The 25,156-nt window shown below is 71.8% G+C and carries 19 protein-coding genes and 1 pseudogene; 10 read left to right on the top strand and 10 right to left on the bottom strand.

Annotation, left to right across the window (positions count from 1 at the left end; genetic code table 11):
- Positions 1-58 precede the first annotated feature (58 nt).
- The 5 genes from AOM46_RS10715 to AOM46_RS10695 all read right to left on the bottom strand — a co-directional run bounded on the left by AOM46_RS10715 (position 59) and on the right by AOM46_RS10695 (position 6,838).
- Positions 59-1,198, bottom strand: coding sequence for an ABC transporter ATP-binding protein (locus tag AOM46_RS10715; protein WP_078856700.1), 1,140 nt, complete (start codon positions 1,196-1,198; stop codon positions 59-61).
- Complete coding sequence (locus tag AOM46_RS10710; protein ID WP_062209001.1) at positions 1,195-2,337, bottom strand: ABC transporter ATP-binding protein; 1,143 nt, start codon at positions 2,335-2,337, stop codon at positions 1,195-1,197. Before AOM46_RS10710 ends, AOM46_RS10715 begins: the two co-directional genes overlap by 4 nt.
- On the bottom strand, positions 2,337-3,353 hold the full coding sequence (locus tag AOM46_RS10705) for an ABC transporter permease (protein ID WP_062208998.1): 1,017 nt from the start codon (positions 3,351-3,353) through the stop codon (positions 2,337-2,339). The genes AOM46_RS10710 and AOM46_RS10705 overlap by 1 nt, the downstream gene beginning before the upstream one ends.
- 12 nt (positions 3,354-3,365) lie before the next feature.
- Entirely contained in the window at positions 3,366-4,877 is a 1,512-nt protein-coding gene (locus tag AOM46_RS10700; protein ID WP_062208995.1) for an ABC transporter permease, read from the bottom strand.
- A 239-nt stretch (positions 4,878-5,116) separates the two neighbouring features.
- Positions 5,117-6,838: an ABC transporter family substrate-binding protein gene (locus tag AOM46_RS10695; RefSeq protein WP_234313729.1), complete on the bottom strand. Its 1,722-nt coding sequence runs from the start codon at positions 6,836-6,838 to the stop codon at positions 5,117-5,119.
- A 419-nt stretch (positions 6,839-7,257) separates the two neighbouring features.
- On the opposite strand from AOM46_RS10695, the gene AOM46_RS10690 reads away from it, so the two are divergent.
- The 8 genes and pseudogenes from AOM46_RS10690 to kynU all read left to right on the top strand — a co-directional run bounded on the left by AOM46_RS10690 (position 7,258) and on the right by kynU (position 14,466).
- Complete coding sequence (locus tag AOM46_RS10690; RefSeq protein ID WP_062208989.1) at positions 7,258-7,842, top strand: DUF2617 family protein; 585 nt, start codon at positions 7,258-7,260, stop codon at positions 7,840-7,842.
- Positions 7,839-8,493: pseudogene (locus AOM46_RS10685) on the top strand (spermidine synthase); the annotation flags it as partial. The gene AOM46_RS10690 and the pseudogene AOM46_RS10685, both read left to right, overlap by 4 nt.
- Before the next feature lie 211 nt (positions 8,494-8,704).
- Positions 8,705-9,892: a hypothetical protein gene (locus AOM46_RS10680; RefSeq protein ID WP_067226120.1), complete on the top strand. Its 1,188-nt coding sequence runs from the start codon at positions 8,705-8,707 to the stop codon at positions 9,890-9,892.
- 83 nt (positions 9,893-9,975) lie between these two features.
- Positions 9,976-10,788 (top strand): aldose 1-epimerase, encoded by an 813-nt coding sequence (locus AOM46_RS10675; protein ID WP_199823954.1) that lies wholly within the window; start codon positions 9,976-9,978, stop codon positions 10,786-10,788.
- Positions 10,789-10,799: 11 nt separating this feature from the next.
- A complete protein-coding gene (gene pyrE / locus AOM46_RS10670) occupies positions 10,800-11,336 on the top strand; it encodes an orotate phosphoribosyltransferase (RefSeq protein ID WP_062208983.1) in 537 nt (178 codons plus the stop codon).
- Between the two features lie 234 nt (positions 11,337-11,570).
- Positions 11,571-12,593: a class II fructose-bisphosphate aldolase gene (gene fbaA / locus AOM46_RS10665; protein ID WP_062208980.1), complete on the top strand. Its 1,023-nt coding sequence runs from the start codon at positions 11,571-11,573 to the stop codon at positions 12,591-12,593.
- A gap of 107 nt (positions 12,594-12,700) precedes the next feature.
- Complete coding sequence (locus AOM46_RS10660) at positions 12,701-13,114, top strand: DUF3151 domain-containing protein (RefSeq protein ID WP_062208976.1); 414 nt, start codon at positions 12,701-12,703, stop codon at positions 13,112-13,114.
- A 149-nt stretch (positions 13,115-13,263) separates the two neighbouring features.
- Positions 13,264-14,466, top strand: a complete 1,203-nt coding sequence (gene kynU, locus AOM46_RS10655; protein WP_062208974.1) for a kynureninase — start codon at positions 13,264-13,266, stop codon at positions 14,464-14,466.
- A gap of 45 nt (positions 14,467-14,511) precedes the next feature.
- Here the strand turns inward: kynU and AOM46_RS10650 are convergent, their stop codons facing one another.
- Both AOM46_RS10650 and AOM46_RS10645 read right to left on the bottom strand, forming a co-directional pair.
- Entirely contained in the window at positions 14,512-15,729 is a 1,218-nt protein-coding gene (locus AOM46_RS10650) for a class F sortase (protein ID WP_158920362.1), read from the bottom strand.
- Positions 15,730-15,739: 10 nt separating this feature from the next.
- Positions 15,740-16,396: a hypothetical protein gene (locus tag AOM46_RS10645; RefSeq protein ID WP_062208968.1), complete on the bottom strand. Its 657-nt coding sequence runs from the start codon at positions 16,394-16,396 to the stop codon at positions 15,740-15,742.
- 352 nt (positions 16,397-16,748) lie between these two features.
- Between AOM46_RS10645 and AOM46_RS10640 the strand changes: the two genes are divergently transcribed.
- Positions 16,749-17,297, top strand: coding sequence for a GbsR/MarR family transcriptional regulator (locus AOM46_RS10640; protein ID WP_067226117.1), 549 nt, complete (start codon positions 16,749-16,751; stop codon positions 17,295-17,297).
- A 926-nt stretch (positions 17,298-18,223) separates the two neighbouring features.
- Here the strand turns inward: AOM46_RS10640 and AOM46_RS10635 are convergent.
- Positions 18,224-18,976: a diacylglycerol kinase family protein gene (locus tag AOM46_RS10635; protein WP_370592678.1), complete on the bottom strand. Its 753-nt coding sequence runs from the start codon at positions 18,974-18,976 to the stop codon at positions 18,224-18,226.
- 131 nt (positions 18,977-19,107) lie between these two features.
- Between AOM46_RS10635 and AOM46_RS10630 the strand changes: the two genes are divergently transcribed.
- On the top strand, positions 19,108-20,391 hold the full coding sequence (locus tag AOM46_RS10630) for an adenylosuccinate synthase (RefSeq protein ID WP_062208965.1): 1,284 nt from the start codon (positions 19,108-19,110) through the stop codon (positions 20,389-20,391).
- A gap of 116 nt (positions 20,392-20,507) precedes the next feature.
- On the opposite strand, the gene AOM46_RS10625 is transcribed toward AOM46_RS10630, so the two are convergent.
- Together AOM46_RS10625 and AOM46_RS10620 are read right to left on the bottom strand one after the other, a co-directional pair.
- Positions 20,508-22,739: a serine/threonine-protein kinase gene (locus AOM46_RS10625; RefSeq protein WP_078856698.1), complete on the bottom strand. Its 2,232-nt coding sequence runs from the start codon at positions 22,737-22,739 to the stop codon at positions 20,508-20,510.
- A gap of 143 nt (positions 22,740-22,882) precedes the next feature.
- The gene (locus AOM46_RS10620; protein ID WP_062208959.1) at positions 22,883-24,988 is read right to left on the bottom strand and encodes a serine/threonine-protein kinase; all 2,106 of its coding nucleotides are present in this window, start codon (positions 24,986-24,988) and stop codon (positions 22,883-22,885) included.
- Between the last annotated feature and the right edge of the window lie 168 nt (positions 24,989-25,156).

Here is a 25,156-nt window from a genome sequence, read left to right as displayed (position 1 = left end):
CGACCGCGGACGGAACGTTCCGTCCACGGCCGGCCTCGCCCGTTGTCCGCCCGCTCGGCTACTCCGCCGCGTCGGCCGTCGGTTTCCCGGCCGCCGGCTCGTCCGCGGCCGGCTCGTCCGCGTCGGGCCTCTCCGTCGCCGGCTCCTTGGCCAGGGCGACGGCCGCCGCCTCAAGCGCGGTGGTGCCCGAATCGGGGACCTCGGCGAAGTGGCAGGCCACCGGATGCCCGGTGCCCCGGTCGCGCAGCTCGGGCTCCTCCGTGGCGCAGATGTCCTGCGCCTTCCAGCAGCGGGTGCGGAACCGGCAACCGCTCGGCGGGTCCAGCGGGCTGGGCACGTCGCCCGTCAACACGGTGCGCCGACGCTGGCGCTCCCGCCGTGGGTCGGCCAGCGGGGCGGCGGACAGCAACGCCTGGGTGTAGGGATGCGACGGGCTCTCGTACACCTGCTCCCTGGTGCCCGTCTCCACCACCTTGCCCAGGTACATCACGGCCACCCGGTCGGAGATGTGCCGGACCACGGACAGGTCGTGGGCGATGAACACATAGGCCACGCCCAGGCGTTCCTGCAGGTCCTCCAGGAGGTTGACCACGCCGGCCTGGACCGAGACGTCAAGCGCCGACACCGGCTCGTCCAGGACCAGCAGCTTCGGTTCGAGGGCCAGCGCCCTGGCGATGCCGATGCGCTGCCGCTGACCGCCGGAGAACTCGTGCGGATAGCGGTTGCCGTGCTCGGGGCTGAGCCCGACCAGCTCCAGCAGTTCGGCCACCCGCGCCTTGCCGGTCCGCCGCCACAGGCCCTGCACCTTCAGCGGCTCGGCGATGATGTCGTTCACCGGCAGCTTGGGGTTGAGCGAGGCGTACGGGTCCTGGAAGACCATGCCGGCCTTGCGCTGGACCGGGCGCAGACCGCGCGCGCCGAGCCCGGTGATCTCCTGCCCGTCGAAGACGACGGAGCCCGAGGTCGGCTTGATCAGCTGCAACAGGGCCCGCCCGGTGGTGGACTTGCCGCAGCCGGACTCGCCGACCACGCCCAGCGTCTCGCCCTCGCTGACCGCGAAGGACACCCCGCTGACCGCCTGCACCTGGCCGATCGTGCGCCGCACCAGCCCGCCGCCGCGCACGGGGAAGTTGACCACCAGGTCCTTGACCTGGAGCAGTTCACTCGGTTCGCTCGGCTTGGTCGCCGTGGCGGTCATCGGCCCTCCTCGGTGGTGCGGAAGAACGTGGTCGCGTCCTCGGCCTCGGCCAGCCGGTCGCTGTGGTGGCAGGCGGCCTCGTGTCCGTCGCCCTGGTCGGTCAACCCGGGCTCGTCCTCCCGGCACTCCGTGGTGGCCAGCGGACAACGCGGGGAGAACGGGCAGCCCCTGGGCAGCTGGATCAGCGACGGCGGGGTGCCGCCGATCGGCCGCAGCCGCTCGGAACGGGCCCCGTCGAGCGCCGGGATGGAGCCCAGCAGGCCGGCGGTGTACGGCATCCTCGGATCGTAGAAGACCTGGTCGGTGCCGCCGATCTCGACGGGCTTGCCGGCGTACATCACCAGCGTGCGGTGCGCCATGCCGGCGATCACCCCGAGGTCATGGGTGATCATCAGGATCGCCGCGTTGACCTCGTCCTTGACCTCAAGCAGCTTCTCCAGGATCTGCGCCTGCACCGTGACGTCGAGCGCCGTGGTGGGCTCGTCGGCGATGATCACATCCGGATCGTTGATGATCGCCATCGCGATCATCACCCGCTGCCGCATGCCGCCGGAGAACTCGTGCGGATACGCCTTGAGTCGGCGCTCCGGCTGGGGGATGCCGACCAGGTCCAGCATCTCCCTGGCCCTGGCCATCGCCTGCTTGCGCGGCACCAGATGGTGGGCGAGTACCGCCTCGGCGAGCTGGTCGCCGATGGTGCGCACCGGGTTGAGCGAGGTCATCGGGTCCTGGAAGATCATCGCGATCTTCCGGCCGCGCAGCCCCCGTTGCTCCTTGGGCCGCATGGTCAGCAGCTCCTGGCCACGGTAGCGGATGCTGCCGTGCACCCGGGCGGACTTGGGCAGCAGGCCCATCACCGCCATCGAGGAGACGGACTTGCCCGACCCCGACTCGCCGACGATGCCCAGCACCTCACGGGCCCGCAGCGTGTAGCTCAGGCCGCGCACCGCCTTGACCAGGCCGTCGTCGGTGGGGAACTCGACCGTCAGGTTCTCGACGGTGAGGATCTCCTCGTCCGACGGCGGCTTGGCATCGGCCAACGTGTGGGCGGCGTGCACCTCTTCGGCGGCCTCGGTCACCGCCGCCTCGCCGCCGGGGGCCGAGGCGGTGGGGGTGTTGATGGGAGGAGTCAGGGACATCAGTCACGCACCCGGGTCTGTCGGGGGTCGAAGGCGTCGCGCAGGCCGTCGCCGATGAAGTTCACCGAGAAGGCGATGGCGACGATGAACGCGCCCGGCCAGTAGAAGAGCCAGGGGCGGACGCTCAACGCCGTGCGGTACTCGTTGATCAGCCGGCCGAGCGAGGTGTCCGGCGGGCGCACACCGAGGTTGAGGAAGGACAGCGCGGATTCCAGCAGCACCGCGCTGGCGATCATCAGCGTCGCCGACACGATGATGATGCCGATCGTGTTGGGCAGGATGTGCTTGAAGATGATGCGTCTTGCCGAGGTTCCGACCGAACGGGCCGCCTCCACATACTCCTTCTCGCGGAGCGAAAGCACCTCGCCGCGCACCAGCCGGGCGATCTGGGTCCACAGGCAGAGCCCGAGGAAGAGGGCGAACAGCAACACGCCCTTGCCCGCCACGATCACGCCGATCAGCCCGGCCAGCAGCAGCGTCGGCACGGCGATCAGCACATCGGTGATCCGCATCAGGACGGCCTCGGTCCAGCCCCTGAAGTAGCCGGCGACGGCGCCGATCACGGTGCCGACCAGGGTGGCCACCATGCCCACGATCACCGCGATCAGCAGCGACACCTGGGCGCCGCGCATGGTGAGCGCGAAGTAGTCACGTCCCACGTTGTCCTGGCCGAACGGATGCTCGCCCAGATGGACTCCGCCGCCGCCGAGGAAGCTCGGCACCACCGAGAGGGTGGGGCGGCCGCCCTCCACGACCGATCCCGTGGTGGTGGGGTCCTTGTCCCACCAGCCGGGTATGAAGCCGGCGCCGATGCTGGTCACGGCGAGGGCCAGGACCAGGAAGAACAGCACCATCCCGGCCAGCGCGCCCTTGTGCCGCAGGAACCGGCGCAGCACCAACTGCCCCTGGGAGCGGGCTACCACGTTCATGCCCTGGGCCTCGGCGATCTCCGCCGCGCTCGTGCCAGGTGCGTCCGGGTTCTTCTCGGCCCCGGCGCCTTCCGCGTTTCGCGTCATGGCCAGTCTCCTTTACGACAACCGGATGCGAGGGTCGAGGAACGCGTAGACGATGTCGGCGATCATGTTGAAGACCACGATCGCGCCACCGGCCACCAGGAAGAACGCCATGATGGGCATCGGGTCTCCCTGGTCGATCCCGTTGAACAGCAGCTTCCCCATCGCCGACCAGCCGAAGACCTCCTCGGTGACCACCGCGCCACCGACGATCGTGCCGATGTCGTAGGCGACCAGGGTGGTGATCGGGATCAGGCCGTTGCGCAGCACATGGCGGGTGACCACGGCGCGCTCGCTGAGGCCCTTGGCCCGTCCGGTGCGGACGTAGTCCTGGTTCATCACCTCCAGCATGCTCGCGCGGGTGTAACGCGTGTAGCTCGCCAGCGAGATCAGCACCAGGGCCAGCGTCGGCAGCGCCAGATGGCCCATCGAGTCGAGGCCCGACTCCCAGAAGGTGCCCGAGTAGTTGGGGGTCTGGGAGCCGATGGTGGAGATCGGCCGGCCGCCGACCGACTCGCTGTAGTCGGCGAACGACTGGAGCATCCGGTCGGTGAAGATCACCGCAGCCGTGAAGAAGCCGGTGAGCACCGCGGCCGGGATCGCCGATCTGCGGTACAGGTCGCCGCCGAGGAACCAGCCGATCGCGCCCGAGATCCCGATCGTGACCAGTGCCAGCAGCAAGAGGGTGATCAGCTCCGGGTCCTTCAGCACAGGGCCCAGCGTCAGCGAGGCGATCACGCCGAGCACGGCGGTGGCCAGCGCCGCCTGCAGCGGCGGCTTCCACTCCAACCCGCTGACCAGCGTGGTGAAGCCCAGCGCCGCGCCCACCGCGGTGAGCGCGATGACGATCGGGCCGAGCCCCGGGTCGGCGAACCACTCGGTGGCGGAGAGCACCAGCAGGAGCACGGCCATGCCCGCCGTGGTGGAGCCGAACGCGACCAGCCGCGACCTGCGGTCGCCCACCACGGCCGAGCCGCAGGCCAGGCCGAAGATCAGCGAGATGCCGCCGACGAAGAGCGGCGAGATGGTCGGCTCGACCAGCCAGTCGTTGAAGTCCAGGGCGAGGAACTGCTTCAGCAGGGTGCCGACCCAGAAGAGCGGCAGCGAGAAGCAGATGAAGGTGACGAAGGTGACGGCGTGGTCGAGCGCCGTGTACTGGCGCAGCGCGGAGAGCACACCCACGGCGATACCGATCACGATGGCCAACACCGTGGCCCCGGTGATCAGTTGGATGGTGGCGGTGAACGCGTTCTCCAGCATGGCGTTCACGTCCTGGCCCTGGCGGTTCACGCCCAGGTCGCCGGTGAGCACATCGCCCAGCCAGCGGAGGTAGCGAACGAGGGCGGGATCGTCGAGATGCATTCGCTCGGTTATCTCGGCTATGGCGGCCTCGCGGGCGCCGTCCGGCAGTTGCCTGGCTTCGGACAGCGGGTCACCGATGCGGGTGGCCAGGAAGAAGACCACGGCCGTGGAGGCGAGGAAGACCCAGATCGAGACGAAGAGCCGCCGCGCGATGAAGACGAGCATGGCGCTGACTCCTGTGGTTGCGGAGGTGGGGAGCTAGGGAGGGATGGGACGCGTGCTCGGCCGTCCCCCTGGCGGTGGTTCGGCGGGTGGCCGGAAACCTGGCCCCGGGTACGGGACGCGGGGCCGGGAAGTGATAGTTCCCGGCCCCGCTCAATTCGTTTGACGCGGCCCCGTGGTGGTGCCGTTGACCAGAGTCCTGAGGCTCACCGCCGGACGCGGTGAGCCGTCGGATCGGTCAGTCAGCTCTTGCTCCACGTGTGGGCGTTCCAGACGATGCCGTTCTGCGAGGGGTTGGGGACCACGTTCTGCACCGCGCCGTTCCAGGCGGTGATGCCCGGGTGCTGGTACAGCGGGATGGTCACCAGGTTCTCCCACAGGTGGGCCTCGATCTCGGCGGTGATGGCCACGGCCTCGTCCAGGTCACCGGTGCGCAGCACGTCGTCCAGCAGCTGGTCCAGCTCCGCGTTGCTGTAGCAGCCGTTGTTGTTGCCCTTGCCGTCGACCGAGCACTCACCGACGGTCCGGTAGGTGGAGTTCCAGCCGGAGCGGTCGGGCGAACCGGACCAGGCGTACATCGCCACGTCGAAACGACCCTCGGAGAGGGCGCCGTCGGTGTCGAAGAAGTCGGCCGCGGCGCTGAACTCGACGTCGAAGCCGGCCTCTTCACAGGAGGCCTCGATCAGCACACCGGCGTCGTTACGGCGCTGGTTGTCCAGGGTGCCCAGACGGATGGTGGTGCCGACGGCGTCCTGCTCCTCCAGGATCTGGCGGGAGCGCTCGACGTCGGTCTGGCCGTAGGCGTCGATCCACTCGGCGGAGGCGTCGATGGCCTCCTGGTAACCCGCGTCCCACGGCGCGACGTTACGGACCTGCTTGACGGAGGCGTCCGGCACGACCGGCTTGATCAGGTTGTCGACCAGCGTCTCGTAGGGCACGCAGAGCGCGAACGCCTCACGCAGCTCAAGGGAGTCCGCGAACGGGCCGTTGTCGAAGTTGAAGTCCAGGTGCTCGTAGGTGTATTCCTCGGCGACCTCGGACTCAAGACCGCTGGCCGCGGCGATCTGCTGCGCCATGTCCACGGTGGGCTGCGGCTCGATGATGTCCACGTCGCCGTTCTGCAGCGCCTGGACCTGCTCCGGCTCCGGAACCATGCGGATCACGATGGAGTCGGCCGCGCCGGGCTCGCCCCAGTACGCCTCGTTCCTGACCAGGGTCACCGACTCGTCCGTGACGTAGTCGCTGATCTTGTAAGGCCCGGAGGACGGGATCAGCGCCTCGTCCGGCAGCGCGCCGTCGATCGTCCAGCCGTTGTTGTAGAACTCGGCGGCGGGCTCCAGCGGAGCCGGGTCGTCGCCCTGGAGCGCGGCGAGGAACTCCTCCTCCGAAAGCCCGGCCTGCTCCGCCAGGACGTGCGCCGGCATCATCGTGGTGTTGCCGTGCCCGGGGCCCGCCGTCAGCCAGTCGGCGTAGGGCAGGGTGTAGAGCAGCGTGAAGTCCTTGTCGCCGGCGGCGCAGTCGGGCCGCTCGGTGTCCTCGATGCCCTGGGTGCCGGGGACGGAGAAGATGCCGTCGAAGGCGCCGCTCTGCGCGCTCCACCACAGCAGCACGTCGTCACAGTCGATCGGCGTGCCGTCCGACCAGACCGCGTCCGGGTTGATCGAGTAGTCGACCTGCAGCGGGTCGTCGGAGACCTTCTCGAAGGTGCCGAACTCCTCGTTGGCTATGGCCTGGCCGTCGCTGTCGCCGAAGTACCAGAAGCCGGACATGACCTTGGCCATGACCTGCCCGTTGGCAACCGTGTTGGCGCCCGCCGTGGTCTGGTTGTAGTTCTGCCACGGCTGGGCCATGGCGTAGGTCACCGTGCCGCCGGTGCCACCGCCGCCGCCGTTCGCGTCATCGTTGTCGTCGCCGTCGCTGTCGTCGCTGCTACATGCGGAGAGAACGAGCGTCCCTGCCAACATGGCCGTGACGAGTTTCGACGTTCTGCCGAATCGGGTCATCTTGGGCCTTCCACGGTGTCTGGCTTCGGGTGAAGTTGTCAGGAGCCTCCTCACAGTTGGAGGTCCTAACAAGTGCGTCAGAGTGACCGTTGTGCAGCCGAGATGTGAAGAACGCTGAGCTGTGACTATTGATTGGGTGGATTCATGGGCAGAGAAGGGCGATTCGCCCCGGTCTCCGCGCGTTGATCGAGCGCGGCCGTTCGCTATCCGGTCGGGGCTTTGGTGAACACCTGACCTAGCCTGCCCCCTGTAGGGGGAAATCTGGTGGAGTTGGGTAAAACGGCTGTGGGGGTTGGGAGTTCCGTGGTTCGGTGGATTCGTTGCTCTTGGGAGGGTCGGGCGCACCACCCTCAACTGCATGTCATGCGGGGGGCCGATTCATGCTCAAAGCCATTAACACCATGTTCACCGATACCCGCGCGGGCGATCTTGCCTGGGCGCTCGATCGGGGTCCGGAGCCGGCCCTGGCCACGCTCGACCTCGAACTGGGGGAGGTCTCCGTTCAGTTGCGGGTGCTGGGCGCCTCGCACCAGGTCCTGCTCAACAGTAGCCGGGGATCCTGCTCCGAGACGGTCGCCTGCATTCCCGGCGGCAACACCCCGCTGCCGCTGGGGGTTTCCCGCCGCCTGGGGAACTTCGAGTACGAGTTCGCGGCCCGGGTCGAGACGTTGAGCCCCGGCTCGTTCGCCGGCCGGGCCCAGGAGTTGCTGGCGCTGGTCGCCGAACACCCGCAGGGGCTGGCCGCGTTGTTCCCCGGCGACCCCAACGCCTTCACCGCGCTGCTGGCGCAGCGCCAGCAGGGCCAGGTGCACTGGCGCACCTGGCACTCCTATCCCCAGGAGCGGCGCCTGGTGGCCACCAGGACAAGGGTGTTGGGCGCGCTGCACGCGGTGGAGACCGCACCGAAGTCCACTCCTGTGGGTGACAGGGCGAGTTCGAGGTGTGACGTAACGTTCGGTTCATGATCGAGACGTCCGAAGCCGAGCGCGCGGGCGGGCCCGGCACCCGTGCGGTCCTCCCGGTTTCGCCCGGGGTGGGTCGGAGGCTGGTGCTGCTGGCGGTCTTCGTCTGTGCCGCCTGCGGGTTGGTCTATGAGTTGGAGCTGATCGCCCTCGCCGACTATCTGGTCGGGGACACGGTCACGCTCACCTCCATCGTGCTCTCCTCGATGGTCTTCGCCATGGGCATCGGCTCGCTGGGCGCCAAACGGCTGCGCGCTCAACCCTCGGTGAACTTCGGCCTGATCGAGGCGATGCTGGCCCTGGTCGGCGGCTGCTCGGCGACCCTGCTGCATCTCTCCTTCCTCTGGTTCGACGAGGTCAGGCCCACCCTGGTGCTGCTGTCGCTGGCCATCGGCCTGCTGATCGGCGCCGAGATGCCGCTGCTGATGACGCTGATCCAGCGCATCAGACGGCAGGACGCGGGGCGCGCCGTCGCCGATCTCTCCGCGGCCGACTACGTGGGCGCGCTGCTGGGCGGCCTCGCCTTCCCCTTTCTCCTGCTGCCGCTGCTCGGCCACCTCAACGCCGCGCTCTTCACCGGCGTGGTCAACGCGCTGGCCGGCGGGGCCGTGGTGCTCTGGCTCTTCCGGGGCGATCTCGGCCGGGCCAGCCGCGCCCGGCTCACCATGGTCGTCTGCGGGGTCACGGCGACGCTGCTGGTCTGCGCCCTGACGGTGGATTCGCTGGGGGAGCGGGCGGAGCGGGTCCTGCGCCAGCGGGAGGAGGCGGAGCGCGCCGAATCGGCCGCCTGCGTCCTCCCGACGCCTCGTGTTGCTTTTGGCCCGGCCAGTAACATATGTGCCGCTCAGTGGGTAGGCTCCGCGCCATGGAGCACGAGGTCCACCTCCCGTATTCCGCCGACGTCGTCCTGAGCGCCTTCGCCGAGCCGAGGCGGGTGGCTCGTTGTGTGCCGGGGCTCCAGCCGGCCCAGCCGGGGAGCCCGGCCGTGCGGGACACCGCCGCCGGCGAGGTGCGCGGCCGGCTGCGGCTGCGCGCCGGCGCCTCCACGATCACCTACCGCGGCTCCCTCACCTTCGCGCTCGCCGACGGCGGCTACACCGTGGCGGCCACGGGCGAGGAGGCCAGGGGGTCGGGGCGGGTCAGCGTGGTGCTGACGGTCCTGGCGCGGGAGCGTCCCGGGGGCGCGGGCTGCACGCTGGCCGTCGACGCACGGCTCACCGGGACCGGGCGTCTCTTCGAACTCCCGGCCGAGCAGCGGGAGTCGGTGGGCCGGCGGCTGCTGGATCGTTTCGCCGACGCGCTGGCCGAACTGCTCGCCGAGGCGGCGGCCGACACGGTGGTGGAGGCGGTAGCCGAGGCCGTCGTCGAGCGGCTGGCCGAGGAGACGGCTGTCGACGAGGCGCTGGCGAACGGCGCCTTCGACGAGACCCTGACGGAGGCCGTCGACGGGGCGCCGGGGGAGGCGGAGCCGCCGCCGACGCCCGGCGGCATCGGCGAGCCCGACGACAACGAACGGGTGATTCCCGGCATCCCCTCGGCGCAGAGCCCCGAGGCCGCCCCCGGGCCGGAGGCCGAGCCGGAGGCCGGGCGGGAGGCCGAGTTCGAGCGGGAGGCCGAGGCCGCGGACGGCGGTCAGGACGACGGAGGGCTTGGGCCGCGCGCGGCCTCGGGCGGCGACGCCGGCCGGGAGCATGTGGCGGAGCCGGGTGCGTCGCAGCCGGCCGTGGACGCTTCGGAGCCGGCCGTCGGCGGCCGGGGCGGCGAGGGCGAGGCACCGCCTCCGACGGAGGCCGAGCGGGTACTCGGCCGGGTCGAGGCCGGTCGGGGCGATTTCGCGCTGCCGGCGCCCGAGGCGGATCACGCCAGGCGCAGCATGATCGGGCGGAGCGCGGAGGAGGTGGATCACGCCCCTCCTCGGGGGCGTTACGCGCCGGAGGTCGCGCCGGGCGCCGCCGCCGGTCCCTCCCCCGTGCTGCGGTGGGCCGCGCCGGCCGCCGCGCTGGTGGTGGCGTCTGCGGTGGTCATCGGCCGGGCGCTGCGCCGCAGGCGTTAGCCGGGCCTGTCCGGGCCGCGACGCGCTGTCCAACATGAGGTCACCATTAGTCATTTCATAGAGTAGATCGTTATCGTCGAGGGGTGACCATCGATGACACCGAACGTGGGATTCGACTCCGAGCCGGCGATGCCGAGTTGACCGTGCGCCCCGACCAGGGGGCCCGGATCTCCTCGCTGACCGTCGGCGGCCTTGAGCTGTTGCGCCAGGGCGACCGCTTTGGCTCCTTTGTGATGGCCCCCTGGTGCGGTCGGACCCGCCAGGGCCGGTTCCGGGACGGCGCCAGGGACCACCAGCTGCCGCAGGACGCCGGCCCGCACGCCATCCATGGCACCGTCCGGGGCCGCCCCTGGCGGACCGTGCGGGCGGACGAGCGTTCCGTCGCGCTGGTCTGCGAGCTGACCGATCCCTGGCCCTATGCCGGGGCGGTCACCCAGCTGGTGGAACTGGCCGAGGACGGCAGCGGGGTCACCCTCACCCTCGGGATCGAGACGGCCGACAACTCCTTCCCCGCGCAGGCCGGTTGGCACCCCTGGTTCCTTCGGCAGCTCACCCCCGGCGGCCGCGAGGTGGAGATCGACTTCACCGCCGCCTGGCAGGAGGAGCGGGGCGACGACCATCTCCCCACCGGCCATCGGGTCGCCCCCAAGCCGGGCCCGTGGGACGACTGCTTCGGGATGCCGGACGGGGTGGACGTCACCCTGACCTGGCCGGGTCAGCTGGAGCTGAAGGTGGGCAGCCGGGCCGAGTGGGTGGTGGTCTACGACGAACTGCCCGAAGCCGTCTGTGTGGAACCGCAGTCGGGCCCGCCCAACGGGCTCAACACACACCCCCGTCTGGTCACCCGGCTGGAGCCGCTGGAGGTCTCGACCCGGTGGGACTGGCGGCTGGCATAGGCTCTGGGGTCATGAGCGCGCGTGCACAACTGCTCCAGCAGATCAAGAACAAGGCCGTTGTCCACGGCAAGGTGATCCTCTCCTCCGGGCAGGAGACCGACCGTTACCTGGACCTGCGCCGGGTCGCCCTGGACGGCGAGGCCGCCCCGCTGGTCGGCGAGGCGATGCTGGATCTCACCAGCGACCTCGACTACGAGGCGGTGGGCGGGCTCACCATGGGCGCCGATCCGGTGGCCGCCGCCATGCTGCACGCCGCGGCGGCCAGGGGTCGGCGGCTGGACGCCTTCGTGGTGCGCAAGGAGGGCAAGGCCCATGGCCTGCAGCGGCGGATCGAGGGCCCCGATGTCGCGGGCCGGCGGGTGCTCGCCCTGGAGGACACCTCGACCACCGGCAACTCGGTGCTGACCGCCGTCGAGGCGCTGCGCGAGGCGGGCGCCGAGGTGGTCGCCGTGGCGGTGATCGTGGAGCGGGCCGCGGCCCCGGCCATCGAGGCGGCGGGCCTGCCGTACTACTCCGTTTTCACCCTTGCGGACTTCGGGCTCGACTGAGCTGCGCCGATTACGGACCGTCATGGTTTCACGTGAAACTGCGGCGGGCTGTTATGGGGGCCTGCCGTCGTCTGGGAAGATGGGCGCGACGATGACGCCCGGGGGTGCCGACGACTGATGCCCCCGCCCTGACGCCAACGACGCACACAATGCCAACGACGCACACGACGCCAATGAAGACGTCTCCCTGAATTCGAGTAGCAGCCCGACGCACACTCTCCAAGGAGCGGACAGATGCCCATCGCGACCCCTGAGGTCTACAACGAGATGCTTGACCGGGCGAAGGCGGGCAAGTTCGCCTACCCGGCCATCAATGTCACCTCGACGCAGACCCTGCACGCCGCCCTGCGCGGCTTCGCCGAGGCGGAGAGCGACGGCATCGTCCAGATCTCCACCGGTGGCGCCGAGTTCCTCGGCGGCCAGTACAACAAGGACATGGTCTCCGGCGCGAGCGCGCTCGCCGAGTTCGCTCATGTGGTGGCCGAGAAGTACCCGGTCAACGTGGCGCTGCACACCGACCACTGTCCCAAGGGCAAGCTGGACGGCTATGTCCGTCCGCTGCTGGCGATCTCCCAGGAGCGGGTGGACCGGGGCCTGAACCCGCTGTTCCAGTCGCATATGTGGGACGGCTCCGCCGAGACCCTGAAGGACAACCTGGAGATCGCCGCCGAGCTGCTGGCCCAGGCCGCGGCCGCCAAGATCATCCTGGAGGTGGAGATCACCCCCACCGGCGGTGAGGAGGACGGCGTCTCCCACGAGATCAACGACGAGCTGTACACCACCGTCGACGACGCGCTGCGCACCGCCGAGGCGCTGGGCACGGGCGAGCGGGGCCGCTATCTGCTGGCCGCCTCCTTCGGCAATGTGCACGGCGTCTACAAGCCGGGCAACGTGGTGCTCCGCCCCGAACTGCTCAAGGACCTCCAGCAGGGCGTCGCCGAGGTCAGCGGCAAGCAGGACCCGTTCGACTTCGTCTTCCACGGCGGCTCTGGCTCGACGGAGGAGGAGATCTCCACCGCGCTGGAGAACGGCGTGGTGAAGATGAACCTCGACACCGACACCCAGTACGCGTTCACCCGGCCGATCGTCGACCATGCCTTCCGCAACTACGACGGCGTGCTCAAGGTGGACGGCGAGGTCGGCGACAAGAAGGTCTACGACCCGCGCAGCTGGGGCAAGTTGGCCGAGGCCGGGATGGCGGCGCGGGTCACCCTGGCCTGCAACCACCTCCGTTCCGCCGGCACCAGGCTGAAGTAGCCGACGGCGGGGCCGCCCGTCCCGTCCCGGCCCGCCGGAGGCTGCTTCCGGCCACTGGCGGGGGGACGGCTTGGGGGTGGCCTGGCCGGAGAGGCAGACTGGACGACATGGTCACGCACGAGAACCTTCTCGGGGGTCCGCCCCCCACCCACCTTCCCGACGATCCGGAGCCGCGCGAACTGCTTGCCTCCGGCACCTCGCCGGCCGAGGTGGCGGCCAAGTACCCCGCCTCCTCGCTGGCCTGGGCGCAGCTGGCCGACGACGCGTTCGGCGACGGCCGGGTCGTCGAGTCCTACGCCTACGCGCGCACCGGCTACCACCGTGGCCTGGACGCGCTGCGCCGCAACGGCTGGAAGGGGCACGGCCCGATCCCGTTCGAGCACGAGCCCAACCGGGGCTTTCTGCGGGCGCTGCACGCGCTCGCCCGGGCCGCCGGGGCTATCGGCGAGCAGGAGGAGTACGAGCGCTGCTCGCAGTTCCTCCGGGACAGTTCGCCGACCGCCGCCGACACGCTCTCCTGACCCGGGGCGCCGGCCGGGCCACCGCCGGGCCGCGCCCCCGTCACCACCACCGCGGGCGCCCCGAACACAACGGGGCCCCTTCGCCGTTGCTCCGCCTCCGGGACCACGGAGCCGACCACGGAGTCGACCACGAAGGCGAGGGAGTCCGGATGACCGTCCACGATCCCCGGGTGCTTGTCGCGCGCGCCCACGCGCTGGACGCGGCGGACCCGCTCCGCGCGGTGCGGGACCGGTTCGTCCTCGACGATGTGGTCTATCTGGACGGGAACTCGCTGGGCGCGCTGCCCCGCGCGGTACCGGCGCGGATGGCCGAGGTCATCGCCGAGGAGTGGGGCCGGCTGCGGATCAGGGGCTGGACGGAGGCCGGTTGGGACACCGCGCCCGAGCGGATCGGGGACCGTCTCGGGCCGCTGCTCGGCGCCGCGCCGGGGCAGCTGGTGGTGGGCGACTCCACCAGCGTCAACCTGTTCAAGGTGCTGGTGGGCGCGGTCCGGCTGGCGCCGCCCGGGCGCGACGAGATCCTTCTCGACGGTTCGACGTTCCCCACCGACCGCTATATCGCGGCCTCGGCCGCCCGGCTGACCGGGCGCACCCTCCGGGTGCTGCCGCCCGCCGGGATCGCCGAGGCGGCCGGCCCCCGCACGGCCGCCGCGCTGGTCAACCACGTGGACTACCGCACCGGGGAGCTGGCGGATCTGCCGGGCATCACCGAGGCGGTCCGCGGCGCCGGCGGTCGCACCGTCTGGGATCTCTGCCACAGCGCCGGCGCGCTCCCCGTCGAACTCGACGCGAACGGCGTGGACTTCGCGGTCGGCTGCGGCTACAAGTACCTCAACGGCGGCCCGGGGGCGCCCGCGTTCTGCTATCTGCGGGCCGAGTATCTGGACCGGTTCGACTCGCCGCTGCCCGGCTGGTGGTCGCACCGCGACCCGTTCGCGATGGCGGACGAGCATCTGCCGCATCCGACGGTGCGGCGGGCCCGCGTCGGCACGCCCGATGTGCTGTCGATGCTGGCGTTCGAGGCGGCGCTCGACGTCTGGGACGGCGTGGAGATCGCGGCGGTGCGCGCCAAGAGCCTGGCGCTCACCGACTTCTTCCTTGAGTGCGTCGCCGCGCTGCTGCCCGAGGGCGCGGTGGACTCGCTCACCCCGCGGGCCCACGCCAGGCGCGGCAGCCAGATCGCGCTCCGTCACCCGGAGGCGCGGCGGCTGACGGCCGCGCTCGGGGACCGCGGGGTGGTGGGGGACTTCCGGCCGCCCGATGTGCTGCGCCTCGGCTTCACCCCGCTCTACACGGGCTTCGCCGAGGTGGTGCGCGCCGCCACCGCGCTGGCCGACGAGGTCGCGGGGTGAGCGGGGTGACGGGGCCGGGGTGACGGGCGGCCCGGCCCCGGCGTCCTAGGCGCCGTTCTTGTCGAAACCGGCGTCGAGGCCGGCGTCGAGGCCGGCGTCGAATCCGTTGTCGAGGCCGGCGTCGGCGCCGTCGTCGAACTCCGTCGGCTCCTCCTCGAAGTAGTCGGCCGGGACGGTGTCGGTGAGTCGGGCATAGGCCACGATGTTGGAGTCGTAGCCGCCGTCCGCCGTCCAGCGACCGCCGCAGGTGATCAGCCGCAGCTGGGGAGAGGTGACGGAGCCGTAGACCCGCTGGTCGGGGAAGTCGGCCTTGGGGTACTGCTCCACCGAGTCCACCGTGAAGACGGCGATGCCGCCGTCCGCCCGGTCGATCTCGATGGTCTCGCCCGGCTGGAGCATGCCGAGGCCGGCGAACGCCGCCGGACCGTCATAGGTGTCCAGATGGCCGACGAGGATGGCCGCGCCGCGCTCCCCGGGGGAGACGCCGCCCGCGTACCAGGCGGCCCGCATCGCGTCCTCCTCCGACGGCGAAGGCGGGCCGCCGTTCGGCGCCAGATCGGCGCCGAACACCTCGACATCGGTGGCCAGATACGGAATCCGGACCCGGATCGGTGCCGCGCGTTCCAACGGCGCCGCCGGCTCGGCGTAGCCGTCGTCGCCCAGAAGGGCGGCGTCGGCCCCGGAGCCGGGGGCGTCCACCGCCTCGGGCCGGGAGACGCCCTCGGCGATATCGCTGGACGCGCGGGCCTCCCGCACGGCCGTCGCGTCGCCGCCCCCGCCGTGCGGCCCGAACAGCCCGACGAGCAGCCCGAGTACGACCACCGTGGTGGCGATGGTGGTCTCCAGCCGTCGGCTGCGCAGCGCCAGCCGCTGCTGCCGGGTGCGCCCGCCCGGCGGCCCGGGCGGCGGCCCGGCGGCGCCGCGCACCGCCGTGGCCACCGCGACCCTGGCCTGACGGAGCGTCGCCGGCCGCGCCCGGCCCCTGACCAGCCCCGTCGCCGCCCCACCCACCCGGCCGGCCCGGCCGACCAGCCGCCGGCCGGCCGCCGCCGACCAGTCGGCGGCCAGCCGGTACCGGTGGTGGGCGCGCCGGGCCACGGCGGCCAGCAGCAGCGGGCGTTGCCGGCGTTCGGCCGGCTCGCCGCCCCGCCGCCGGGCGCGCCGTGCCGTGGCGCGCCCGGCGAGGGACCGGAACGAGCCGGCGACGCCACGGGGGAGACGGGGGATGCGCGGCCTGAGCACCGCGCGCGGGATCCTAGGCACGCCGCGCTCGTCAGTAGTAGTAGTGCGAGCCGGAGCGGCGCCGCTTGGCGAGGAACACATAGCCGACGCCGCCGGCCACCGCGACGCCGCCGCCGATCGCCAACGCCGTGGCCTGCGAACCGGATTCGCCGCCGCCGCCCGAGCCGCCGAAGCCGGCCTCGGCGCCACCGCTCGGGGTGCCGGCCGTGGCGGTGAAGTTGGAAGAGAGCTGGACGCCGTCCGCGCACTCGACCGTCACCGGGTACTTGCGGCCGACCTTCACATCGTGCTTGATCTTGCCGGTGCCGACCCACTGGCCCGAGTCGCCCTGGCGCAGCGGGATCGGCTCCTTGAACGCGTCGGACCTGGCCGGCCCGCTGGGCCGGCACTGCGCCCTGACGGTGACCGAGGTGCCGGGACCGCCCGAGCTGGGCGAGATGGTCAGCGGAGCGACGTTGTCCCAGGCGGGCTTGGCGTCGTCCAACGCCGCCGGGCCCTCCGGGTCGATGCCCTCCGCCGCCTCGGTGACGGCGGCGATCTCCTGCGCCGGCGCCTCGTCCTCCTGGGCGAAGGCCGGACCCGCGAGAGCCAGGGCGAGTGCCGCCGTGGTGGCGGCCACGGCCAACGGCCGCGTCGGGGAGGCAAAGGTGAGTGACCGGTGGGATCTGATGGATCGCGTGGACTTCATGAACGGGTGACCTCCGTGGCGTCCGCCGCACGCGGAGTGCGTGACGAGCTGTCACCCATGCGAACAGTCCGTGACCGGGTCCGCATCCGGAGCGGGTCCTCGCGGGTGCCCCGCTGCTCCGTTGGGGAACGCGGCGGCCAGGGCCCCGGACGGCCCCGGGCGGGATCCGGACCCCGGCGGCGCGGGTCCGGCGGACCGAGCCCACGGCCAACCGGCCCCGGCGAACGGCAGGTTGGGCAGCTGTCCGAACGGCTTCCGGCGGAGCCGGTGCGGAACGACAGGGCTTCGGCTTCAGAAGCGCGTGAAGGTAGGAAATATTCAGGATGGGCCAAACGGCTGGCAGGATGGCCGGATGACCATGGAACGGAGCGAGGAGCACGAGGCACCCGGGAACGCGGAGGGCACGGAACCGGAGTACCCGAGGGACGTGGCCGCCTTTGTGGAACGCTTCGCGGCCGACCTCAACGCGGCTGGACTGCAACGGATGCCGTCCCGGGTCTTCGCCTGCCTGCTGGCCTCCGAGGACGGGGCGCTCAGCTCCGCACAGCTGGCCGAGCGCCTGCGGATCTCCCCGGCCGCCGTCTCCGGCGCGGTGCGCTACCTCAGCCAGGTCCACATGATCAGCAGGGAACGCCTCCCCGGCTCCCGCCGTGAGCAGTACCGGGTGGACCAGGACGTCTGGTACCGGTCCTTCACCAACCGCGACCAGATGTACCGCCGCTGGGAGCAGACCCTGCAGAGCGGGATCGAGGCCGTCGGCCCCACCACCATGGCCGCCGAACGGCTCGCCGAGACCGCCGCGTTCATGGCGTTCCTCGAAGAACAGATGGCCCAACTGCTCGACCGCTGGCACGCCCACCGCTCGGTCTCGGGGCGCCCGCTCGAAAGCGGGTCCCCCTAGCCGGGGAGGCGGCGGCGGCCCGGGCGGGCGGCCTGCCCGCTAACGCGAGCAGGCCGCCCGCCCGGGCCCGACCCACGGGGTCGCCTGGCGGGGTGTGCCGTTTGTGCCTGCGGCGCGGGGACCCGCCGGCCCGAGGCGTCCGCGCGGCCCAGGGCGCTTCGCGCCTGGTGGCGCGGGGTCCCCCGGGCTGGGGGCGCTCGCTGCGCGCGGTTGGCGTTCACCTGCTCTGTGCCTGCGGCGCGGGGGCCCGCCGGGTTGGGGGCATGTGCACGCAGGGGAGTTGGTTGCCTGTTGGCCGGGGGGCTCTGCGCCTGGCGGGGTGTGCCGTTTGTGTCTGCGGCCGGGGGCCTGCCGGCCGGAGGTGCCCGCTGCGCGCGGTTCGCCTTCGCCCGGTCTGCGCTTGGTGGGGCGTGGAGTTCGCGCCCGAGGTGTCGCTGTGCTGACCTGTTGGTCCGGGGTGCTCTGCGCCCGGCGGGGGGTGTGCCTTCCGTGCCTGCGGCGCAGGGGCCTGCCGGCCTGAGGTGTCCGCTGCGCGCGGTCTGCCTTCGCCCGGTCTGCGCTTGGTGGGGCGTGGAGTTCGAGCTTGCGGCGCCGCAGGCTCACGACGCCCCGCGCGATCCCCACCCGCCGCCGTTCGGGGTCTGCCGGCCTGAGGCGCCAGCCTCGCGTCCGGCGGGGGGTGTTTTTCCCACCGCCGCTCGGGGTCTGCCGGCCTGGGGTGTCGCTGTGCTGACCTGTTGGTCCGGGGTGCTCTGCGCTCGGCGGGGGGTGTGCCTTCCGTGCCTGCGGCGCGGGGGCCTGCCGGCCTGAGGTGTCCGCTGCGCGCGGTCTGCCTTCGCCCGGTCTGCGCCTTGTGGGGCGTGGAGTTCGCGCCCGAGGCGCCGGCGGGCCGGGGCGTCTGGCGCCGGTAGGCGTTCTGTGGGGGGTCAGGGGGCGGGGACGGTGAGGTGGAGGGCGGCGGGGCGGATGGTCCAGGTGCGGGTGTGGGTGGGGCCGAGGTCGACCGCGTTGGCGCGGTAGCTGAAGCCGGCGCCCGAGACGGTGATCGACGTGGCGCGGGCGCGGACCAGGGTGTCCTTGCGGCCGGTGCGGACGATCACCTCGGCCAGGCCGTTCGCCGGCAGCACCGAGACCTCGGCGACCGGCCGGTCCAGATCGGCCAGCACCCGGCCGTCGGCCTCCACGCGGAGCCGCTGGCTGGGGCGCGCGCGTTGGCGGGGGAACGGCACCGCGCGCCACCAGGCGCTGGCCTGGCCCTGGCCGCCGGGGGCCGGGATGCCGAGGCCGCCGAGGACCACGCCGCCGGCGTCGTCGGTCAGCACGTCGAGGCGGCGGGTGTGTCCGGCCAGCACCGCGCGGGAGGCCGAGACCGCGTCCGTCGGCACGCCGAGGGCGCGCGCCACGGAGACCGAGCGGCCGACCGGGACCACCCCCAACGGGCGGGCGTCCAGGGCGCCTTCGCCGTGCAGCAGGCGTACGGCGCGGAGCAGGGCGCGGTCGTCGCCGACGACCACGACCTGGCGTCCGTTTCTGCGGGCCAGCGCGCGGGGCATGGATCCCGGCTGGTCGAGGACGCAGACCTTGACCGCGTCGGCGGCGCCGGCGCACAGCACGTCCTTGGCGATGCGCACCGACTCCCCGTCCACGCGCCGGGCTGTCGGGTCGATGACGATGAGCACCTGACTGTTCGCCTCCCGGCTGCGTCTCCCGTAAGCTCTCTGTGCAAGAGCCCCTGTCGCGATTGCGCAGGGGTTTCGTCGATCCGGGGCAGCTGAAGCGTAGATGCCCCGCTCGAAAGGGGTGTACGCCTGTGCCCGCACTTGTGCTGCTCGGCGCTCAGTGGGGTGACGAGGGCAAAGGCAAGGCCACCGATCTGCTCGGCGGCTCCGTGGACTATGTTGCGCGCTACCAGGGCGGCAACAACGCTGGTCACACCGTTGTGGTGGGCGACCAGAAGTACGCGCTGCATCTGCTGCCGTCCGGCGTTCTCACGCCCGAGTGCACCCCGGTCATCGGCAATGGCGTGGTCGTCGATCCGCAGCAGCTGCTCGCCGAAGTGCGCGGGCTGAACGAACGGGGCATCGACACCTCCAGGTTGCTGGTCAGTGGCAACGCCCATCTGATCACGTCCTACCACCAGACTCTGGACAAGGTCTCCGAACGCTTCCTCGGCAAGCGCAAGATCGGCACCACCGGGCGCGGTATCGGCCCGGCCTATGCCGACAAGATCAACCGGCAGGGTGTCCGGATCCAGGACCTGTTCGACGAATCGATTCTTCGGCAGAAGGTCGAGGCCGCGCTCGACCAGAAGAACCAGCTGCTGGCCAAGATCTACAACCGGCGCGGCATCCTCGTCGAGCAGGTGGTCGAGGAGCTGTTGGGGTATGCCGACGCGCTGCGGCCCTATGTCTGCGACACCACGCTGGTGCTCAACCAGGCGTTGGACGAGGGCAAGGTGGTGCTGTTCGAAGGCGGCCAGGGAACCCTGCTGGACGTCGACCACGGCACCTATCCCTTTGTCACCTCGTCGAACCCGACGGCCGGCGGCGCGTGCACCGGAACGGGTGTCGGGCCGACCAGGATCGACCGGGTGATCGGGATTCTCAAGGCCTACACCACACGAGTGGGTGCCGGTCCCTTCCCCACCGAGCTGTTCGACGCGGACGGTGACCGACTGCGTTCCGAGGGTCACGAATACGGCGTGACCACCGGTCGGGACCGCCGCTGTGGCTGGTTCGACGCGGTGATCGCCAGGTACGCGGTCCGGGTCAACGGGCTCACCGACTTCTTCCTCACCAAGCTGGACGTGCTCAGCGGCTGGGAGCGGATCCCGGTCTGCGTCGGCTATCGGGTCGACGGCCGCGAGGTGAGCGAACTGCCCTACAACCAGAGCGACTTCCACCATGCCGAGCCGGTCTATGAATACCTGCCGGGCTGGCAGGAGCAGATCTCGGCGGCGCGGTCGTTCGAGGAGCTGCCGAAGAACGCGCAGGCGTATGTCGCGGCCCTTGAGGAGCTGTCCGGCGCCCGGATCTCCGCGATCGGGGTCGGCCCGGGCCGGGACGAGACCATCCAGATCCACCCGTTTCTCTGAGCCATCCGGCCCGGGCGGCACGAACGCGGGACCGGCGGGGACCACGACGGCCCGTGGGCCGGGCGGGGGCGGAAGCCCTCACCCGGCCCACGGGCCGTCTGTCGTGTCGGTCGCCGTCAGCCGCCGAGGGTGGCGGTGAAGCTGTCGTCCGGGTCGCCCATCGGGGAGAACGTGATGGACTCGGGGCTGTCCTCCTCCTCGGGCCAGTGCACCCGGTAGCTCGGCAGCGGGTCGCAGCTGCCGCTGGCGTCCTCCGGGGGACCGACGATGATGTGGTCCGTGTAGAGGGCGCCGGAGACCATGACGGACTCCCAGGTGCAGTTGCCGTCCGTGAACGTCATCGCCAGCTCGCCCGGGTAGCTGGTGGTCTCCGTGTCGATGGAGAAGTCACCCGCGGTCCAGGTCTTGCTGTGGATCGGGTACGGCATGGCGTCCCGGTCGGGCTCGCGCTGGGCCGGGACCAGCTCGCTCTCGGCCGCGAAGCCGGGCGCGGTCCAGGTCAGCGAGCCGCCGTTGTAGGCGAGGGTCTGCTCGCCCCAGGGCCCGCAGTCGGCGTCGGACGGCCACTGCTGGTCGATGTCGTCGCTGGTCAGAACGACTTCGTCGCCGTTCAGCTCGACCAGGGACGACTGTTCCTTGCAGAGCGAGTTGGCGAGCACCGTGTACTGGGTGGTGACCACCTCGCCGGCCGAGCCCTCGGTGACCTCGACGCGCTGGAACCAGACGGCGCCGTCGTTCCTGACGATCTCGCCCTCCCAGGCGCCGACCATCTCGTAAGGTATCTCGCCCGTGCCGAACGTCGGCGGGTCCTCGGTGGGCGGGTCCTCCGTCGGCGGGTCCTCGGTGGTGGGCGGGTCGGTCGGGGTGAACTCTTCCGTCGGCGTCGGCGTCGGCGAGCCCGTCGGGCCGGCCTTGTCGTTGTCGTCGTCGTCACCGCCGGCCAGCGCGAACACCGCGACGCCGGCTATCAGCGCCAGCGCGGCCACGCCGGCGACCACCAGCCACAGCGTCTTGTTGTTCCGGCCGCCGCCCGGGCCGCCGGGGCCACCCGGGCCCATCGGGCCGCCGGGCGGGCCGTAGCCGCCCGGGCCACCGGCGCCATAGCCGCCGCCGTACGGGTTGTTGGGATCGGACGGGTGGCCGTAGGGGTTGTTGGGGTCGCCCGGCTGACCGTAGCCAGGGGCGCCGTGCGCCTGCTGCGGATAGCCGTAGGCGCCGCCCTGCGGGCCGTAGCCGGCCGGCGGCACCGCCGAGGTCATGGTCGCCATCGCGTCGACCGGCCCGTTCGGATGCGGGCTCGGCGGCGGCGTCGCCGGAACGGCCAGCTGGGTGGGCGTCGGCGGCGCGGCGGGCGGCGGGCCCGGCATCGCGGACGGCGGCGCCGGGGTCGGCGGCGCGCTGGGCATCGCCGGCGGCGGGGAGCCGGCCGGCAGCGGCGGCGCCTGCAACGGGTCCTCGGAGTCCAGCAGCTCGACGGCGTGCCGGCCCAGCTTGGCGATCAGCGCGCCGGGCAGCCAGGGCTCGTCGTCCGCCTCGTCGACCGCGGTGGCCTCCAACAGCTGGTCGAGCGAGGGCCGTTCGGCGGGGTGGCCGGCCAGGCAGGACTCGATCAGCGGACGGATGCCCTCGGGCACCTCGGTGAGATCCTGCTGGCCCTGCACGATCCGCAGCATCAGCGCGGTCATCGCGCTGTTGGCGTCGCCGAACGGGGTGCGGCCGGTGGCGGCGAAGGTGAGCACCGAACCGAGGCAGAAGATGTCACTCGCGGCCGACAGGGTCTCGCCCCTGCACTGCTCGGGCGACATGAAGCCGGGGGAGCCCACGGCGGCGCCGGTCCTGGTGAGACCCTCGCTGGTCGCCTCCAGGGCGCGGGCGATGCCGAAGTCGATCACCCGGGGGCCGTCGATCGTGATCATCACGTTGGACGGCTTGAGGTCGCGGTGCACCAGGCCGGCCGCGTGGATGTCCCGCAGCGCACGGACCAGGCCGTTGGCGAGGATCCGCAGGGTGCGCTCCGGCAGCCGGCCGTAGGTGCTGGCGACCACCTCGTGCAGCGAGGGCCCGGCGACATAGCCGGTCGCCACCCAGGGCGTCGCGGCCTCCGTGTCGCCGTCCAGCACCGGGGCCGTCCACTCGCCCCCGACCCGGCGGGCGGCGTCCACCTCGTGCTGGAAGCGCTGCCGGAACTCCGGCTGGCGGGCCAGCTCCGGCTGCACCACCTTCACGGCCACCGTGCGCCCGCGATCGGAGCGGGCGAGATAGACGCTGCCCATCCCGCCGGCGCCCAATTTCCCCAGCAGCCGGTAGTGGCCAACGCGTTGGGGATCTGTCGGCCCGAGCGGTTTCATGCTGTGTTACTCCTCTTCGGTCCGGTAAGCCTCTTGAGAATACGGTCGCCCCTGCACAGAAAGGAGGACAGAAGCCGAACCGTGATCGGTTCCCGCAAACCGGTTCGGCTTACGACTGTGCCAGTTTGTGACCTGAGGCACGGCTAGTCGTCGCGCTCGTGCTCGGCCGGGTCCCTGTCCAGGTTGGTCAACCAGATGATCTGGAGCGTGTCATCGTCACCCTCCTCAAGGTTGACCCGGAACGCGGAGAAGACCCCGCAGTCGACGCCGTCGGCGGACTCCACCAACTCGTCGGGGCCGAAGGTGAGCCGGTCCCCCTCCACCCGGACCAGGCGGTTCTCCCAGACACACATCAGATCGTCCTCGCCCTGCTCGCGCCGTTCGAAGCGGAGCAGTCGCTCACCGACGGCGCCCTGTCGGATGGTGATCACGTCCGACAAGTCGTCTCCCGACTCCTGGGAGGTGAACTCGTTGGTCCAGTCGTCCAGCAGTGCCTCGGGTACATCCTGCCCCGAACTGGCGGGGCCGGCGTGCAGGGTGGCCTCCTGCTCCCCGTATGTCCACACCATCTCGCCACCGTCTTCGCCTCCCTCGACCAACCGCAGACTCTGCACGGTGCTGTTGTCCCGGCACGTCTCCGTCGTCTGGTCCTCGGGAACGCTCCAGTTCGACTCCTCCGTGAAGTTCAGCTGGTCGTCGAAGGAGTCGAGCCGAACATGATAGGCACAGAGGGTGTTGGGCGTGAGCGTCAGGGCGCTACCGACGAGTTCGCCCGTCCTGCCCTGGGTGATCTCGAAGCGCAGCTCCCGTGCCTCGCCGCTGGCGTTGTCGTACTCGCCCTGCCAGGTGCCCAGATACGCCTCGTCGATGGCGTCGCCCCCGCCGCCGCCCAGCCGCGTCACCAGCACCACGACCAGCACCGCCAGCACCAGGGCGGCGGCGACCAGCGCCGCGATCGGCCCGCGCCGGGCGCGCCAACCGCGGGCGCCGACGCGCGTGTTGGCGCCCGGGTAGGGGGTGCCGGGGCCGTAGGAGCCGGACCCCGGCAGCGAAGGGCTCGGCCGGCCGGCGCCGGTCGACGGATAGCCGACGCCCGGCTGGGAGTACGGCGAGGGGATCGGCCGGGGGCGCGCTCCCGGCCACGACCCGGCGGACCCCTGGGACGCCTGCGAGGGAGTGCCGGGCGGCCCGGGCGGATGGGGCACGGCGGACGAAGCGCGCGAGTCGGGCAGGGCGGGCGGCGCCGGCCGGGGCGTGCGCTCGGCGGCGGCGGGCGTGGCCGGCGGCGGGGTGCTCGGCCCCGTCTTCGGCTGTCCCGGCAGCACCGGGTTGTCCACCCGGCTGACCGGGTTCTCCGAATCCAGCAACCGCACGGCGTGCCGGCCCAGTTGGGCGACCAGCGCGCCCGGCAGCCAGGGCTCGCGGGACGAGGTGTCGGGCTGGGTGGCCGCCAGCAGCCGGTCCACGCCGATCCGTTGCTCGGGCTCCTTGGCCAGACAGCTGTTGATCAACGGGTGCAGCGCCTCGGGCACCCCGGTGAGATCCGGGCCCTCCTCGGCGATCCGGAACATCAGGATGTGCACGCCCGAGTCCAGCGCGCCGAACGGCGTCCGGCCCGTCGCCGCGTAGGCCAGCAGCGAGCCCAGGCAGAAGATGTCGCTGGCCGGGGTGACCCGTTGGCCGCGCACCTGCTCGGGGGACATGAAGCCGGGGGAGCCGACGGTGGCGCCGGTGCGGGTGACGCCGGGTTGCGGGCCGGGTTCCAGGGCGCGGGCGATGCCGAAGTCGATCACCCGGGGGCCGTCGATCGTCATCAGCACGTTGGACGGCTTGAGATCGCGGTGGACCAGTCCGGCGCCGTGGATGGCGCGCAGCGCGTGGCCGAGGCCGTTGGCCAGCAGCAGCACGCTGCGGTCCGGCAGCGGCCCGTGGTCCCGGCCGACCACCTCGTGCAGCGAGGGGCCGGCTATGTAGCCGGTGGCCACCCAGGGCGTGGCCGCCTCCGTGTCGGCGTCGAGTACGGGCGCGGTCCAACGGTCGCCGACCCGGCGGGCGGCGGCGATCTCGTCGGCGAACCGCCGCCGGAAGTCGGGCTCCTGGGCCAGCTCGCTCTTGATCGTCTTGACCGCGACGGTGCGACCGCGCTCGGAACGGGCCAGATAGACCTGGCCCATACCGCCTTCGCCGAGCCTGCCGAGCAACCGGTACTCGCCGATGCGGTGCGGGTCCTGCGGCCTCAGGCGATCCATATGGAAAGTGACTCCCCCGGTGATGACTTTGGTTCCCTTACCTGAGGATAGAGGTGAATATCGTGCCCGCCCACGCGGGTTCGGGCCCCGAGGAACGGGGCGCTAAGGGGCGCACAAGCGCTCCGGGGGGCGCGCGCTCGGCGCAGGTCGGTCACGGTTCGGCGTCGT

It is taken from the genome of Streptomyces sp. NBRC 109706, from assembly GCF_000974485.1.
Lineage (GTDB): Bacteria > Actinomycetota > Actinomycetes > Streptomycetales > Streptomycetaceae > Streptomyces.
This window is presented reverse-complemented; position numbering and strand designations above follow the sequence as displayed.